Source organism: Cryobacterium sp. TMN-39-2 (genome assembly GCF_004402745.1).
Classification (GTDB): Bacteria; Actinomycetota; Actinomycetes; order Actinomycetales; family Microbacteriaceae; genus Cryobacterium; species Cryobacterium zongtaii.
This window is the reverse complement of sequence record NZ_SOFX01000011.1, coordinates 304590-318572: the sequence shown is the minus strand read 5'-3', so window position 1 is coordinate 318572 and position 13983 is coordinate 304590. Positions and strand designations below refer to the sequence as shown.

The following is a 13983-nucleotide window of genomic DNA, read 5'->3' as shown; positions in this document are numbered from 1 at the left end:
AAACCCGTAATGTCTGCACACACCATCCCCTCGTCCTCCCCTGCTCCCGTCACCCGGTTGCTCGACACCGACTGGAGTGTCACAGCTCTGGACGGACCGGTGCCGGCGAGCATCCGGCGCCTCACCGTGCCGGCCACCGTGCCCGGATCCGTGCACACCGACCTGCTGGCCGCCGAGCTGATTCCCGACCCGTACCTCGACGGCAACGAGCAGCTGCTCTCCTGGATCGGGCTGACGGACTGGCGCTACAGCACCACCTTCGCCTGGAACCCGGCCGGGGCCGAGAAGACCGACCTGGTCTTCGCCGGGCTCGACACCATCGCCGAGATCGAGCTGAACGGGGTGTCGCTGGGCAGTACCCGCAATATGCACCGCAGCTACAGCTTCGACGTGAGTGCCCGCCTCAAAGCCGGCCTCAACGAGCTCGTGGTGGTGTTTCGCTCCCCCATCAAGGCCGCGGATGCCGCGAGCCTGGACCTCGGCTACCGTCCGCACGTGAACCACCACCCCTACAACGCCATTCGCAAGATGGCCTGCAGCTTCGGCTGGGACTGGGGCATCGACACGTCCACCTCCGGGCTATGGAAGCCGGTGACCCTGGTCAGCTGGTCGACCGCCCGGCTGGCGAGTGTGCGCCCGATCGCCACGGTGTCTGACCCGACAGGGCCGACCAGCACCGGGCTGGTGGACGTGCACGTGGAGGTGGACCGCGCTACGGAGACCCCGGTCAGCGTCACGGCATCCGTCGCCGGCGTCAGCCGCACCGTGGAGCTGCCGGCCGGAGCGACCGGCGCGACCGTGAGCCTGAGCGTGCCCGACGTGGACCTGTGGTGGCCGCTCGGCTACGGTGAGCACCCGCTCTACGAGCTGGAGGTCACTCTGCGCGCGGCCGACACCGCGGTGGAACTGGACCGGTCGAGCACCCGGATCGGCTTCCGCACCGTCGAATTCGACACCACGCCCGACGAGAACGGTACCCCGTTCACCCTGGTCATCAACGGCCAACCGGTGTTCGTGCGGGGCGCCAACTGGATCCCCGACGACGCCTTCCCGCACCGGGTCACCAAAGCCCGCTATCTCGACCGGCTCACACAGGCCGAGTTCGCCAACATCAACCTGATCCGGGTGTGGGGCGGCGGCATTTTCGAGAGCGACGACTTCTACCACCTCTGCGACGAGCGCGGCATCCTCACCTGGCAGGACTTCCTGCTCGCCTGCGCCGCCTACGCCGAAGAGGCCCCGCTCGGCGACGAGATCGAGGCCGAGGCCCGGGAGAACGTCGCGAGGCTCGCCGCGCATCCGTCGCTCGTGGTGCTGAACGGCAACAACGAGAACCTCTGGGGCTTCGAGGAATGGAACTGGAAGCTGCGCCTGGACGGCGAGACCTGGGGCGGCGGCTTCTACTACGACGTGTTTCCCGCCCTGGTCGCCGAGCTGGCCCCGCACATCGGCTACACGCCCGGCAGTCCGTTCTCCCCGGTTGCCGGCACTGCCTCCAATGACCTGCACCCCAACGATCCCGAGCACGGCACCATGCACATCTGGGACCTCTGGAACCAGCGGGACTACCCCGCATACCGCGAGTACCAGCCGCGCTTCGTGGCCGAGTTCGGCTGGCAGGGCCCGCCCACCTGGTCGACCCTGACGGAATCGATCCACGATGAGCCGCTGACCCCGGAATCGCCGGGCATGCTCGTGCACCAGAAGGCCATGGAGGGCAACGTCAAGCTCACCGACGGGCTGCTGCCGCACCTGCCGCTGCCCAGAGAGACCGGCGACTGGCACTGGGCGATGTCACTGAACCAGGCCACCGCTATCAGCACCGCGATCGAGCACTTCCGCTCGCTCTCCCCACACTGCATGGGCAGCATAGTCTGGCAGCTCAACGACTGCTGGCCGGTCACCTCCTGGGCCGCCGTGGACGGCTACGGCCGGCCGAAGCCCCTGCTTTACGCGATCAAGCACGCCTACGCCGACAGGCTGGTCACCATCCAGCCCCGCGAGAGCGGCCTGGCCGTCATCGCGGTCAACGACTCCGCCGACACCTGGAGCGGCGAGCTCCTGGTGCGGCGGTACACAGACACGGGAGCCGTCCTGGCCGAGCACGCCGAGCGGGTCACCCTGCCGGCGCGGTCGAGCGTGACCGTGCCGCTGCCCGCATCCGTGTCCGCGGCAACGGATGCGGCAGCGGAGCTCCTCCGCGCCGAGCTGGCCGGGGTGCGTGGGCACTGGTTCTTCGCCGAAGCCCGAGACAGCACCCTGACACCGGCCAACCCCGAGGTGAGCGCCGTGCGCACCGCCGACGGCTACAGCGTGCGGGTCACCGTTCCGGTGCTGACCCGCGACCTGGTCTTGTTGGTCGACAAGGTCGACCCGGATGCCCTGGTCGACGACATGCTGGTCACCCTGCTGCCCGGCGAAAGCGTGGTCTTCACGGTCACGTCTCTGCTCGAGGTCGACCCGGCAGCTTTCACGGTGCCGGGTGTGCTGCGCAGCACCAATCAGCTGGTGCGGCGGTGAGGAACAAGACCGGGCCCGATGCGGCATCCGTTCTCACCGAACCGGTCTGCGGCATGACCTGGGGCTGGACGGGCGTTCGGGGAACCTGGGCGACCCCGGCGGCCGCCGACTCGATGCGGCTCATGGCCGGCCTCGGCGTGAACTGGACCGCCCTGGCCTACGCGGCGTTGCAGGATACCGCCCAGTCGGAGGAGATACCGTTCGGCGACGCGCCGACGGTAACCGACGACGAGGTGCGCTGGGCCATCCGTGAGGCCAAAGCGCACGGGCTCAAGGTCTGCCTCAAGCCCGTGGTCAACTGCGCCGACGGCACTTGGCGCGCCTACATCGGCTTCTTCGACTGGGAGGTGCCCGGCGAACCCGGCTGGACCGCCTGGTTCCGGTCGTACACGGCGTTCATCCTGCACGCCGCGCGGCTCGCCGAGGAGGAGGGCGCAGAGATGCTCTGCATAGGCTGCGAGATGGTGCGCGCCGACGGCCAGGATGCGCGCTGGCGCACCCTGATCACCGCGGTGCGCGAGGTTTACAGCGGCCTGGTGACCTACAACTGCGACAAGTTCCAGGAGGACCACGTCTCCTGGTGGGACGCCGTCGACGTGATCACCTCCAGCGGCTACTACCCGATCGACACCTGGGACGAGCAGCTGGATCGCATCGAGCAGGTCGTGACGGCCACCGGCAAACCGTTCTTCTTCATGGAGGCCGGCTGCCCGAGCCGCACCGGGTCACCCGACAAGCCCAACGACTGGGCCCTGCCAGGGGTTCCCTCCGGCGCCGAGCAGCTGCGCTACTACGAGGACATGATCGCGGCCACCGGTCGGCGAGAATGGATGCGCGGCTTCATGCTCTGGGACTGGCCGACGACCCTGTACGCGGCGGCCGATGCGGCGCAGAATGACGACTACTGCGTCTACGGCAAACCCGCCGCAGACTTCCTGGGCCGCCAGTACCGGGCCTGGCTGGCCGCACCGCCTAGTTCCGCACCGCCGAGTTCCGCACCGCCCGGTTCCGCACCGCTCAGTTCAACACCACCCGCACCCGTACGACCCGCACCCGTACCACCCGCAAGAACGGACCACCCATGAGTGTCGAATCCAGCTCCCTCACCATCGATGCCGGCCAAACCGGTATCCGGGCGCGCCTGCACACCGGGAACGGCGAGTGGGTTCCGTTCGAATTCGGCGGGATCCGCACCGACAGCGCCCTGATCCCCCAGCTCGGCGAGGTCGTCGCCTCCGTCGCGTCATCGACCCGGCAGCCGATCGTCACCGTCAGCGCCGGCATCTCCGGCTTCTCGAAGGCCGAAACCGACCCGCGCGAACTCCTCGCCGCCGGCGCGGCACTCGGGGTGCGCGAGGTCTTCCTCGCCCACGACTCCGTCACGAGCTACCTCGGCGCCCTCGGGGACGAGCTCGGCGTGGTCGTCGCCGCCGGCACCGGCGTGGTCACCCTCGCGGTGGGTGCGAACGATGTGGCCCGCATCGACGGTTGGGGCAACCTGATCGGCGACGCCGGCAGCGGCTACTGGCTCGGTCGCGCAGCCCTGGACGCCGTGATGCGCGCCTACGACGGCCGCGGCCCCGCAACCGCGCTGTCCGCCGTCATGCGCCGGGAGTTCCCCCACATCGAAATGGCCTACCTCGAGCTGCAGGCCGATCCGCTGCGGGTGAGCCGCATCGCCGCCTACTCCCGTCAGGTCACCGAACTGGCCGCAACGGATGCCGTCGCCGCCGCGATCTGCGCCGGAGCCGCCGCAGAGCTGGTGCTCTCGGCCGCCACCGGGCTCCGCCGGGTCGGCGAAGACATCAGCCCGTCCCCCGTGGTCTGCGGCATCGGCGGGGTGCTGCGCGCCCCCGAGATCGCCACCCGGTTCGAGCGGGGTCTGCGCGAGCTGTGGCCAGACGTCGACATCCGCCCCGCCATCGCCAACGCCCTCGACGGCGCCGAGTACCTGGCCCGGCTGGCCCCCACCAGCGCCCTGCGCGACCGCATCGCCAGCTCGATCGGCTAGCGCCGGCAGGCCGGATTGTCAGTCGGCTAGCCCAGCTGGAGCAGGGCGGCCTCGAAGGCCACCCAGGGCAGCATGGCGCACTTGACCCTGGCCGGGTACTTGGAGACGCCGGCGAACGCCGCGGCGTCTCCGAGCACCTCTTCGTCGGGTTCGATGGTGCCGCGGGAGCGCAGCATCTCCCGGAACAGGTCGAGCATGACCAGCGACTCGGCGACGCTGGTGCCGCGCACGGTGTCGTAGAGCACTGAGGCCGACGCCATTGAGATGGAGCAGCCGACGCCCCGCCAGGCGAAGCCGTCGATCCGGGCATCCGCCCCGGCGCCGGACAGGGCCACCCGCACGGTGATCTCATCGCCGCAGGTGGTGTTCACCTGGTGCGACTGGGCCTGGCGCAGACCGGCGGCGGCGGCGACAGCTGCCGCGTCCTCGTCGAGCTCCGACAGCTCGGCGACGGCGCCGTGCGCGGACTTCGCGTGGTCGAGGATGATCTGCTGGTACAGCTGCTGCATGGCGGACGAGGTCATCGGGGTACTCCGAAGAACGGGCCGACCTCGGCGAGCACGGCCAGGAACTGGTCGACCTCGTCGTCGGTCGTGTACAGGTAGGTGCTCGCGCGGGTGGACGCGGTGACGCCGAGTTTCTTGTGCAGCGGCTGGGCGCAGTGGTGCCCGACCCGCACGGCGATGCCGGCCTCGTCGAGGAACTGGCCGACGTCGTGCGCGTGCACGCCGGCGACATCCACCGCGGCCAGGCCGATGCGTTCGACCCCGAGGCCGGGGCCGAGCAGTCGCACGCCGGGGATGGCGGTGACGCCCTCGACGAGCCGGCGGCCGAGTTCGGCTTCGCGGGTGCGGATGCGGCCCATGCCCGTGTGGCTGAGGTAGTCGACCGCGGAGGCCAGCGCGATGGCCTGGGAGATGCGCTGGGTGCCGGCCTCGAACCGCTGCGGCGGGGTGAGGAACTCGGCGCCCAGCATGTCGACGGTGGTGATCATGGACCCGCCGGTGAGGAACGGCGGCATCGCGGCGAGCAGCTCGGCCTTGCCGTAGAGCACGCCGATGCCGGTGGGGCCGAGCATCTTGTGCCCGGAGAACACCGCGAAGTCCACGTCGAGCGCGGTGAGGTCCAGGGCCAGGTGCGGCGCCGACTGGCAGGCGTCCAGGAAGACCAGGGCGTCGACGGCGTGGGCCATGGCCACGAGCTCGTCGATGGGGTTGATGGTGCCCACCACGTTGGAGGCGTGGGTGACGGCCAGCAGCCGGGTGCGCGGGTTCAGGATCTCGGCGGCGGCGGCCATGTCGAGGGTGCCGTCCGGCAGAACCGGGATGAAACGGAGGGTGGCTCCGGTGCGAAGCGCCAGCTGCTGCCAGGGGATGAGGTTGGAGTGGTGCTCCATCTCGGTGACGACGATCTCGTCGGCGGACCCCAGCTTGAAGCGGGCGGCGGCGGGGCCGCCGAGGCCGAGGGACGCGTTGGAGAACGAGTACGAGACGAGGTTCACACCCTCGGTGGCGTTGGAGGTCCAGACGATCTCGTCTTCCCGGGCGCCGACGAACGCGGCGACCGTGGCGCGGGCGGCCTCGAACACCTCGGTGGCGGCGAAGGCAAGGGTGTGCGCGCCGCGGTGCACGGCGGCGTTCCGCTGCTCGTAGTACTCCTGCTCGGCCTCCATCACGCTGATCGGGTTCTGCGAGGTGGCACCGGAGTCGAGGTAGGCCAGCGGATGCCCGTTGACGAGCTGGTGCAGCACCGGGAAGTCATTGCGGATCCGCAGCACCTCATCGGAACTCAGAGTCTGGTCGGCCAGGCTCTCGTCAGGCAGGCTCTCGTGATGCGGAGCCTGGTCACGCGCGGGGGCAGAGGGTGGTGCGACGAACGTCATACTTCAGGGTACCGCCACCGGCCGGGCCCCGGCAGAGGATGACGGCAGGATACAAAACGCCGGCGCCGGCAGTCCTGGCGCGGTTCAGGCCTAGGCTGGAAGCCAGCAGAAAGGGCCGCCATGCCGCACGCTCCCCTGGTTTCGCCGGGACCGCCGCTCACCCCGGCCCAACGCCAACGCTACGCCCGGCAGCTCTCGCTCGAGCAGGTCGGCGATCTCGGTCAGCGCCGCCTCGCGGCCGCCAGGGTGCTGATGATCGGTGCCGGCGGGCTGGGCTCCCCGGTGCTCACCGCCCTGGCCGCCGCGGGCGTCGGCACTCTCGGCATCGTGGATTCCGACAGCGTGGAGGTCTCCAACCTGCACCGCCAGACCATCTACACGATGGCCGACCTGGCCCGGCCCAAGGCCGAGGCCGCCGCGGCCGCCCTGCGCGCGCACAACCCGCTGATCAAGGTCGTGGCGCACCAGACCCGCCTCACGGCCGCCAACGTGCTCGCCCTGATCGCCGACTACGACATCGTCATCGACGGCACCGACAACTTCGCCACCCGCCACCTCGCCCACGACGCCGCGGCGCTGCTGCACAAGCCGTACATCTGGGGCTCCGTGCTGCGCTTCGACGGCCTGGTCACGACGTTCTGGGTCGACGGGCCGGCCGGCGGCACCCGCCTGGAAGACCTCTTCCCGAGCACCCCGGGCCCCGACGAGGCCGAAACCTGCGCCATGGCCGGAGTGCTCGGCTCGGTGTGCGCCAGCGTCGGCGCCATGATGGCCACCGAAACGCTCAAACTCATCGTGGGCTTCGGCGAACCCTTGTTCGGCCGGCTGCTCGTGCACGACGGCCTCGACGCCTCCTGGCGGGAGCTGCCATACGGTGCGGCCACCGCGACAGGTGTGACCGGCCCCCTCGCGCCGGCCGCGGCCGCCGACCCGCCCCGCGACACCAGCCACAGCCAGGTGCACACCCACCCGATCCCGGTGCAGGCGCACCCCGGCGCACCGGCACCCGACGAGGTCACCTCGGCCGAGCTCGCCGGCCTGCTCGCCGACCGGCAGGCGGGGCTCGCCGACTTCGTGCTCGTGGACATCCGGGAGCCGTGGGAGCGCGACATCGTCGCCATCGACGGATCGGCGCTGGTGCCGATGGCGCAGCTGCTCACCGACGAGGCCCGCACGGTGATGGAACCCGACGACCGCGTCATCCTCTACTGCCACCACGGCGCCCGGTCCGAGTACGCCCGCGAGGTGCTCCGCGACAACGGCTGGTCGGCGGTCACCCACCTCGCGGGCGGCGTCGACGACTGGGTGCGGCAGATCGAACCGGACAAAGCGCGGTACTGATCTCGCCGCACGCTGAGACAGCAGTAGGAGAGCCGGCTGGCGTCCCGGTCGAGGTGGGCCGCACCGAGGGTGATGCCCGCGCTGGCGCCTGGCCCGTGGAAATCGCGGGGTGGTTGCCAGGTGGGCGCCCGGTTATGGTGTGCGCAACGGGCACGGTAGAACGTCCCGAGAGAGCACGGCAAGAGAGGTGGTCATCATGGGCGATGACAAACATCCAACCGGGAACACGGCGACGGGGTCGCGCGGCAGCGACGAGGCCGTCGACCGTGGTTTCCTCGGCACCCTCGACCCCCTGATCATCCACGCCACCGACGGCCGGGTGGTCTGGGAGATGGAGTCCCTCGCCTTCCTGGCCGGTGCGGGGTCGGAGAATGTGCACGACGGTCTCTGGCGGCAGAGCGCCCTGACCGCCAGGCACGGCCTGTACCTGGTGACCGAGGGCATCTATCAGGTACGCGGCTTCGACCTGTCCAACATGACTCTCGTCGAGGGCGACCACGGGGTCATCGTGATCGACCCGCTCATCTCAGCGGAGACCGCAGCGGCCGCACTGGCGCTGTACCGCAGCCATCGCGGCGACCGCCCGGTGTCGGCGATCGTGTACACCCACGCACACGCCGACCACTTCGGCGGCGTGCTCGGTGTGATCGAACCCGACACCGGCATCCCCATCGTCGCCCCCGAACACTTTCTCGACAACGCGGTGTCCGAGAACGTCTACGCCGGAACCGCGATGTTCCGCCGCGGCTACTACTACGACGGGCACCCGCTTGCCCGGAACGCCGCCGGCCGAATCGGTATCGGCCTGGGCGCCGGCGCGTCGACAGGCAGCATCGGCCTGGTCGTGCCCACCCTCGACATCACGGCGACGGGCCAGGAAGAGGTGCTCGACGGCGTGCGGATCGTCTTCCAGCTCACCCCCGGCACCGAGTGCCCGTCGGAGATGAACCTGTACTTCCCGGCGCAGCGCGCCCTGTGCATGGCCGAGAACGCCACCCACACCATGCACAACCTGCTCACCCTGCGCGGCGCGCAGGTGCGCGACCCCCGCATGTGGTCCCGTTACCTGAGTGAGGCCACCGAACTGTTCGGCCACCGGTCCGATGTGGAATTCGCGTCGCACCACTGGCCGACCTGGGGAACCGACGCCATCGTCGCCTTCCTCACCGAGCAGCGCGACCTCTACGCCTACCTTCACGACCAGACCGTGCGACTGATGAACCAGGGCCAGACCGGTAGCGAGATCGCCGAGGCCTTCGAAATGCCGCCGTCGCTGGCCGGGAAATGGCACACCCACGGCTACTACGGGTCAGTGAGCCACAACGTCAAGGCGATCTACCAGCGCTACCTCGGCTGGTACGACGGCAACCCGGCGCACCTGTGGCAGCATCCGCCGACGGCCGCGGCCACCCGGTACGTCGATGTGATGGGCGGCGTCGCGGCCACCCTCGAGCACGCCAGGCGATACCTGGATGCCGGTGATCTGCGGTTCGCCGTGGAGCTGGCCAGTCACGCCGTCTTCGCCGACCCCGGTGACGGCGCGGCCCGCGAACTGCTGGCCACGGGCCTGGAGCGGCTGGGCTTCGGCGCGGAGAACGCCACCTGGCGGAACGTCTTCCTCACCGGGGCGACCGAGCTGCGGTACGGCGTGGGCCGCAACGACCTCGAGGCCGGCGGTCTGCTCGACGTGCTCACTGTCACCCAGCTCTTCGACACCCTGGCGATCCGGCTGGTGGGGCCCCGGTCGTGGAACGAGGGCTTCGCCATCAACTGGGTGATCACGGACACGCGGGAGCTCTACAGGCTCGAGCTCAGCCACGGAGCACTGATCCACTATCCGATCGACAAACCCCGCCCGGCGGACCTCAACGTGCGCATCACCCACGCCCGGCTGGCCCAGGCCGTGGCCGGCGGCTCCTTCAGCGGGGTGGACATGACCGGGGACGCCGGCGTGCTGCCGAGGTTGTTCGCGCTGCTGGACAACCCGGATCCGACCTTCGCCGTTGTGACGCCGTAGCGCCCTGACCCTCCGGACAGGTCAGCCGCCGGCGAATGGCGGCAGGACGTCGAGCCTGTCGCCCTCGTTCAGCACGCGGGCGCGGTCGGTGGTGGCCGTTCCGTTCACGATGAAGGAGCAGCGGGCGAAGACGGCGGGCGAGCTGCCGCCCAGATCCGTCAGGAAGGCGCCGATGGTGGCCCCGGCGGGCAGGTCGCGGGTTTCCTCAGCTACCCCCGTCGCCGCCTTGGCCGCGGCGTAATAGCGCACCTGCACCTGCATGGTGATGAACCCTTCGTCGGTGGGCGGGCCGTACCTGCCGGCCCGTTCGTCCAGCCTACGACGGGTCACCACTCCGGAGCGGCGCGCAGGGCGTAGTGAAGCTCGACCAGGCCGTCATCGAAGCTCTGCGCACCGCGCAGGTCGAGAACGGCCGGGTCGGAGTCGGCCGGGAACACCCCGCGGCCGGCGCCGATCACGACGGGCATCACCACGAGGCGCACCTCATCCACCTCGCCGGCGGCGAAGAATGCCCGGCTGAGGCTCAGGCTGCCCCACAGCACGACGATGCCGCTGGTCTCGGCCTTGATCCGGCGGATGGCCTCGACGGCGTCGCCGGACTCCAGGGTCGCCGCGGGCAGGTCGCCCCACGGGGCCTGGCTGAGCGTGCGGGAGAACACGTGGCGACGCAAAGCGTTGAGTGGGCCGGTGAGGACCTCGTCCGCCGCTTCCGGTGTGGGCCAGTAGCCCACGAACATGCGGTACGTGTTGGCGCCGAGCACCATTGTCTCGACGCCGTCGAGCCACGCCAGCTGGCTCCGGTCGAATTCGTCGGTGCGGCCATCGAGAAGTTCGTAGGCCGTGAACTCGTTGTCGAGGTTGGCCGCGAAGCCGTCGAGGGTCACGAACTGCTGCACCACGAGGTGTCCCATGAGTTGCCCTTCCGTATGAGAGCCCGTCCTACGGCCCGTGTATTCGAGGCACGATACGCCCGGGCCGAGCCGCCTTCAAGCAACCGGCCGGCGCCGGCCGCCGCCGAGCCGGTGCACACACGGCTTCGCGGCGGCGAACTGCGGCAAGATGGTGGCATGAGCGCGCGCACGATCGACCAGCACCGGGAGGCCGTGGCGGCGCTTCTCGCACCGCTGTTCCAGAACCGCGCCGCTGAGGTGCTCCCCCTCTCGAGTGCTCGACTGACCGGTGACCCCGACAGCTACCGGGACAGGTCCCTCGCGATCGCCGTCGACTCCCCCGTGGCGCTGCCTCCCTTCGACAACTCACAGATGGACGGCTACGCCGTGCGCGCCGGGGACCTCGCGGCAGCCTCGGAGCTCACACCGACCAGCCTGACCGTGGCCGGCCGGATCGCCGCGGGTGACCCCGCCGGGCAGCTGGCGCCGGGCACCGCCGCCCCGATCATGACGGGCGCGCCGATCCCGGCGGGCGCGGATGCCGTGGTGCCGATCGAGCAGGCCGATCCGCCCCGCTTCCAGCCGCAGGACCCCGACGGCATGTCTCCCGTGGTTCAGAGCGTCTCGTTCCGCGCCGCCGTTCCGGTCGGCGTGTTCGTGCGCCCGACCGGCAGCGACGTGAACCCCGGTGACAGGCTCCTCGACGCGGGAACCCGGCTCGGCCCGGCCCAGTACGGGGTCCTCGCCGGGACCGGGCTGACCTCGGTTTCCGTGCTGCGGCGTGTCAGGGTCTTGCTCATCGCGACCGGCCACGAGATCCGCGAGCCCGGCGAGAACCTGGCCGCCGGCCAGATCTACGACTCCAACAGCGTCATCCTCGGCCAGGCCCTGCGAGATGCCGGCTGCACGGTGACCGCCCGGCCGTGCCGTTCCGACGATGCCGCCGACCTCCTTGCCCTCCTCGCCGAGGCCCCGGAGGTGGACCTCGTGGTCACCGTCGGCGGCGTCAGCGCCGGGGCCCGGGAGGTGGTGCGCGATGCGCTGGGCCCACTCGGTGTGACCTTCCAGCACGTCGCGATGCAGCCCGGCGGCCCGCAGGGGCTCGGCGCGATCGCGGTGCCGATCAACACTGTGCCGAGCACCACCGTGCCGAGCACCACCGTGCCGATCCACACCGTGCCCGTGATCACCTTCCCCGGCAACCCGGTGAGCGCCCTCATCTCGTTCGAGGTGTTCCTGCGGCCGGTGCTGCGGCGCCTGGCCGGACTGGCGAGACCCGACCGGGAGTTGCGGAGCGCCCCCCTTTCCGCGCCGGTGGAGTCGCCGGCCGGCAAACACCAGCTGCGGCGCGGCATCCTGCGACCCGACGGCACCCTCGAACTGGTGGGCGGTGCCAGTTCGCACCTCCTGCACGCCTATACCACCGCGACGGTGCTCGTGCACCTGCCCGTCGGGGTCGGCAGTGTCGCCGCGGGCGAACCCGTGGACTATTGGAGTATCGATGACTGAAACACCGTCCGACAACACCCCGGCGCCGCCCGCCCGGCTCAGCCACGTACGCGCCGACGGCGCCGCCCTCATGGTGGACGTGACCGACAAGCCCGTCACCAAACGACGAGCCACCGCCACGGCCACCCTGATCACCCGGCCCGACGTGATCGCCCTGCTGGTCGCCGGCGAACTACCCAAGGGTGAGGCCCTCGCCGTGGCCAGGGTGGCCGGCATCATGGGCGCCAAGCAGACCTCGGCGTTGATCCCGCTCTGTCACCCCCTCCCGCTCAGCGGTGCCACCATCGACTTCGCTCCCGGTGACGATCGGGTTCTCATCAGCGCGACGGTGAAGACCACCGGGGTGACCGGTGTCGAGATGGAGGCGCTGACCGCGGTGTCTGTGGCGGCGCTCACCCTGTACGACATGATCAAGGCCGTGGACAAACACGCGGTGATCACCGGCATCAGGGTGCTGGCGAAGTCCGGCGGCAAGAGCGGCGACTGGAGCACCGAGTGAGCGCGACAGTCGGGCCGAGCGGACGGCCCGGCGACGGGCGCACCGGGCAGGTGATCGTGGCGTCGACCCGCGCGGCCGCCGGCGTGTACACCGACCGCACCGGACCCGTCATCGACGCCTGGCTGCGCGAGCGCGGCTGGCTGGTCTTGGACCGGGCCGTCGTCGCCGACGGCGAATCCGTCGGCGACGCTCTGGCCGCGGCCATCGAAGCCGGCCTCGACCTGGTCATCACGACAGGCGGCACCGGCGTGAGCCCCACCGACCAGACCCCGGAGCAGACCCTGCCGCTGCTGGATCGCCAGCTGCCCGGAATCATGGAGGAGCTGCGGCGGCGGGGCACGGCCGCCACACCGCTCGCCGTGCTCTCTCGCGGTTATGCGGGCATCGCCAGGGGCCGCACCGTCGTGATCAACCTGCCCGGTTCCACCGGGGGCGTGCGCGACGGGCTGGCCGTGCTCGCCGAGCTGCTCGACCACCTCATCGACCAGGTGCGTGGAGTCGACCATGCCGGTACGCCGGCCGCCGCCGACCACCAGGCCGCTCCCGCCAAGGCCTCATCGTCGAAGGCCCCATCGCCCAAGGCCGTCGCCCGTAATGGCACACCCCCCAAGGACCCCCGACATGGCCACTGAGCCCACCCCGCACGTGCTGTTCGCCCGCGTCGACGACACCCCGATCACCGTCGACGAGTGCACGGATGCCGTGGCCGACGCCACAGCAGGCGCCGTCGTCTCGTTCGCGGGTGTTGTGCGCAACCACGACGAGGACCGCGGCGTGACCTGGCTGCGCTACAGCGCCCATCCGAGCGCCCAGACCGTGCTCGAGGAGGTCGCGCACGAGGTGGCCCTGGCCCACCCGGGCTGCCGGATCGCCGCCGCGCACCGGGTGGGCGATCTGGGCATCGGGGACGTGGCGCTGGCCTGCGCCGTGGCGTCCGCGCACCGGGCCGAGGCCTTCGCGGCCTGCGCCGCCCTGGTAGACGAGATCAAGGCCCGGGTGCCCATCTGGAAGGAACAGGGCTTCACCGACGGCAGCACCGAGTGGGTCGCCGCGCTCCGCTGACCCGTCCCCCGACGCCCCGCCAACGGTTCCCCCAACGGACAAATGGTCCGGGTACACCGGGCGCAGAAGTCCGCACGGGCAACAGGTGCACCCAGATCACGCCGCAAAACTGGGCATCGGCTGAGGGCGGCCGGGCCGGTTTACACGACCGACACAATGCTGCGCTTGACTAGGGATGTCGGCGCCCGCGATGGCGCCCCTCGGCGGGCCCACAGGCCCGGCGACACCCGGATGCCGCGCATCCACGACATT

Annotated in this window: 13 protein-coding genes; 9 read left to right on the top strand and 4 right to left on the bottom strand. The window is 70.6% G+C overall.

The window, feature by feature from the left end; genetic code table 11:
• Positions 1-9: 9 nt before the first annotated feature.
• Genes E3O57_RS03575 through E3O57_RS03565 form a run of 3 tightly spaced genes read left to right on the top strand, consistent with a single transcriptional unit; the run spans position 10 to position 4531 of the window.
• Positions 10-2520, top strand: coding sequence for a glycoside hydrolase family 2 protein (locus E3O57_RS03575; protein ID WP_103479118.1), 2511 nt, complete (start codon positions 10-12; stop codon positions 2518-2520).
• A 53-nt stretch (positions 2521-2573) separates the two neighbouring features.
• On the top strand, positions 2574-3605 hold the full coding sequence (locus E3O57_RS03570) for a 1,4-beta-xylanase (protein ID WP_241990303.1): 1032 nt from the start codon (positions 2574-2576) through the stop codon (positions 3603-3605).
• Positions 3602-4531 carry a BadF/BadG/BcrA/BcrD ATPase family protein gene (locus E3O57_RS03565; protein WP_103479117.1) on the top strand — a complete coding sequence of 310 codons (930 nt, stop codon included), beginning with the start codon at positions 3602-3604 and terminating at the stop codon, positions 4529-4531. Before E3O57_RS03570 ends, E3O57_RS03565 begins: the two co-directional genes overlap by 4 nt.
• Before the next feature lie 26 nt (positions 4532-4557).
• On the opposite strand, the gene sufU is transcribed toward E3O57_RS03565, so the two are convergent.
• Both sufU and E3O57_RS03555 read right to left on the bottom strand, forming a co-directional pair.
• Complete coding sequence (gene sufU / locus E3O57_RS03560) at positions 4558-5055, bottom strand: Fe-S cluster assembly sulfur transfer protein SufU (RefSeq protein ID WP_103479116.1); 498 nt, start codon at positions 5053-5055, stop codon at positions 4558-4560.
• Positions 5052-6413: an aminotransferase class V-fold PLP-dependent enzyme gene (locus E3O57_RS03555; RefSeq protein WP_103479115.1), complete on the bottom strand. Its 1362-nt coding sequence runs from the start codon at positions 6411-6413 to the stop codon at positions 5052-5054. Before E3O57_RS03555 ends, sufU begins: the two co-directional genes overlap by 4 nt.
• A 120-nt stretch (positions 6414-6533) precedes the next feature.
• Between E3O57_RS03555 and E3O57_RS03550 the strand changes: the two genes are divergently transcribed.
• Both E3O57_RS03550 and E3O57_RS03545 read left to right on the top strand, forming a co-directional pair.
• Complete coding sequence (locus E3O57_RS03550; protein ID WP_103461906.1) at positions 6534-7754, top strand: ThiF family adenylyltransferase; 1221 nt, start codon at positions 6534-6536, stop codon at positions 7752-7754.
• Between the two features lie 196 nt (positions 7755-7950).
• Positions 7951-9771 carry an alkyl/aryl-sulfatase gene (locus E3O57_RS03545; protein ID WP_103479114.1) on the top strand — a complete coding sequence of 607 codons (1821 nt, stop codon included), beginning with the start codon at positions 7951-7953 and terminating at the stop codon, positions 9769-9771.
• Positions 9772-9792: 21 nt separating this feature from the next.
• On the opposite strand, the gene E3O57_RS03540 is transcribed toward E3O57_RS03545, so the two are convergent.
• The gene (locus tag E3O57_RS03540; protein ID WP_241990288.1) at positions 9793-10101 is read right to left on the bottom strand and encodes a MoaD/ThiS family protein; all 309 of its coding nucleotides are present in this window, start codon (positions 10099-10101) and stop codon (positions 9793-9795) included.
• Complete coding sequence (locus E3O57_RS03535) at positions 10098-10682, bottom strand: dihydrofolate reductase family protein (protein ID WP_103461907.1); 585 nt, start codon at positions 10680-10682, stop codon at positions 10098-10100. Before E3O57_RS03535 ends, E3O57_RS03540 begins: the two co-directional genes overlap by 4 nt.
• A 156-nt stretch (positions 10683-10838) precedes the next feature.
• On the opposite strand from E3O57_RS03535, the gene glp reads away from it, so the two are divergent.
• From glp to E3O57_RS03515, 4 genes are read left to right on the top strand one after another with little or no spacing between them, the layout of a single operon-like run.
• A complete protein-coding gene (gene glp / locus E3O57_RS03530) occupies positions 10839-12170 on the top strand; it encodes a gephyrin-like molybdotransferase Glp (protein ID WP_103479113.1) in 1332 nt (443 codons plus the stop codon).
• Positions 12163-12669: a cyclic pyranopterin monophosphate synthase MoaC gene (gene moaC, locus E3O57_RS03525; RefSeq protein WP_103461909.1), complete on the top strand. Its 507-nt coding sequence runs from the start codon at positions 12163-12165 to the stop codon at positions 12667-12669. The genes glp and moaC overlap by 8 nt, the downstream gene beginning before the upstream one ends.
• Positions 12666-13301: a molybdenum cofactor biosynthesis protein B gene (locus E3O57_RS03520; protein ID WP_103479112.1), complete on the top strand. Its 636-nt coding sequence runs from the start codon at positions 12666-12668 to the stop codon at positions 13299-13301. The genes moaC and E3O57_RS03520 overlap by 4 nt, the downstream gene beginning before the upstream one ends.
• The gene (locus tag E3O57_RS03515; protein WP_174776303.1) at positions 13291-13731 is read left to right on the top strand and encodes a molybdenum cofactor biosynthesis protein MoaE; all 441 of its coding nucleotides are present in this window, start codon (positions 13291-13293) and stop codon (positions 13729-13731) included. Before E3O57_RS03520 ends, E3O57_RS03515 begins: the two co-directional genes overlap by 11 nt.
• Positions 13732-13983: the final 252 nt, after the last annotated feature.

What these genes read in the sequence shown, in the direction of transcription:
- sufU (WP_103479116.1), bottom strand. Translation starts at nt 5,055, where the DNA reads ATGACCTCGTCCGCCATGCAGCAGCTGTACCAGCAGATCATCCTCGAC.
- E3O57_RS03545 (WP_103479114.1), top strand. Translation starts at nt 7,951, where the DNA reads ATGGGCGATGACAAACATCCAACCGGGAACACGGCGACGGGGTCGCGC.
- E3O57_RS03550 (WP_103461906.1), top strand. Translation starts at nt 6,534, where the DNA reads ATGCCGCACGCTCCCCTGGTTTCGCCGGGACCGCCGCTCACCCCGGCC.
- E3O57_RS03575 (WP_103479118.1), top strand. Translation starts at nt 10, where the DNA reads ATGTCTGCACACACCATCCCCTCGTCCTCCCCTGCTCCCGTCACCCGG.
- E3O57_RS03565 (WP_103479117.1), top strand. Translation starts at nt 3,602, where the DNA reads ATGAGTGTCGAATCCAGCTCCCTCACCATCGATGCCGGCCAAACCGGT.
- E3O57_RS03570 (WP_241990303.1), top strand. Translation starts at nt 2,574, where the DNA reads ATGACCTGGGGCTGGACGGGCGTTCGGGGAACCTGGGCGACCCCGGCG.
- moaC (WP_103461909.1), top strand. Translation starts at nt 12,163, where the DNA reads ATGACTGAAACACCGTCCGACAACACCCCGGCGCCGCCCGCCCGGCTC.
- E3O57_RS03555 (WP_103479115.1), bottom strand. Translation starts at nt 6,413, where the DNA reads ATGACGTTCGTCGCACCACCCTCTGCCCCCGCGCGTGACCAGGCTCCG.
- E3O57_RS03515 (WP_174776303.1), top strand. Translation starts at nt 13,291, where the DNA reads ATGGCCACTGAGCCCACCCCGCACGTGCTGTTCGCCCGCGTCGACGAC.
- E3O57_RS03535 (WP_103461907.1), bottom strand. Translation starts at nt 10,682, where the DNA reads ATGGGACACCTCGTGGTGCAGCAGTTCGTGACCCTCGACGGCTTCGCG.
- glp (WP_103479113.1), top strand. Translation starts at nt 10,839, where the DNA reads ATGAGCGCGCGCACGATCGACCAGCACCGGGAGGCCGTGGCGGCGCTT.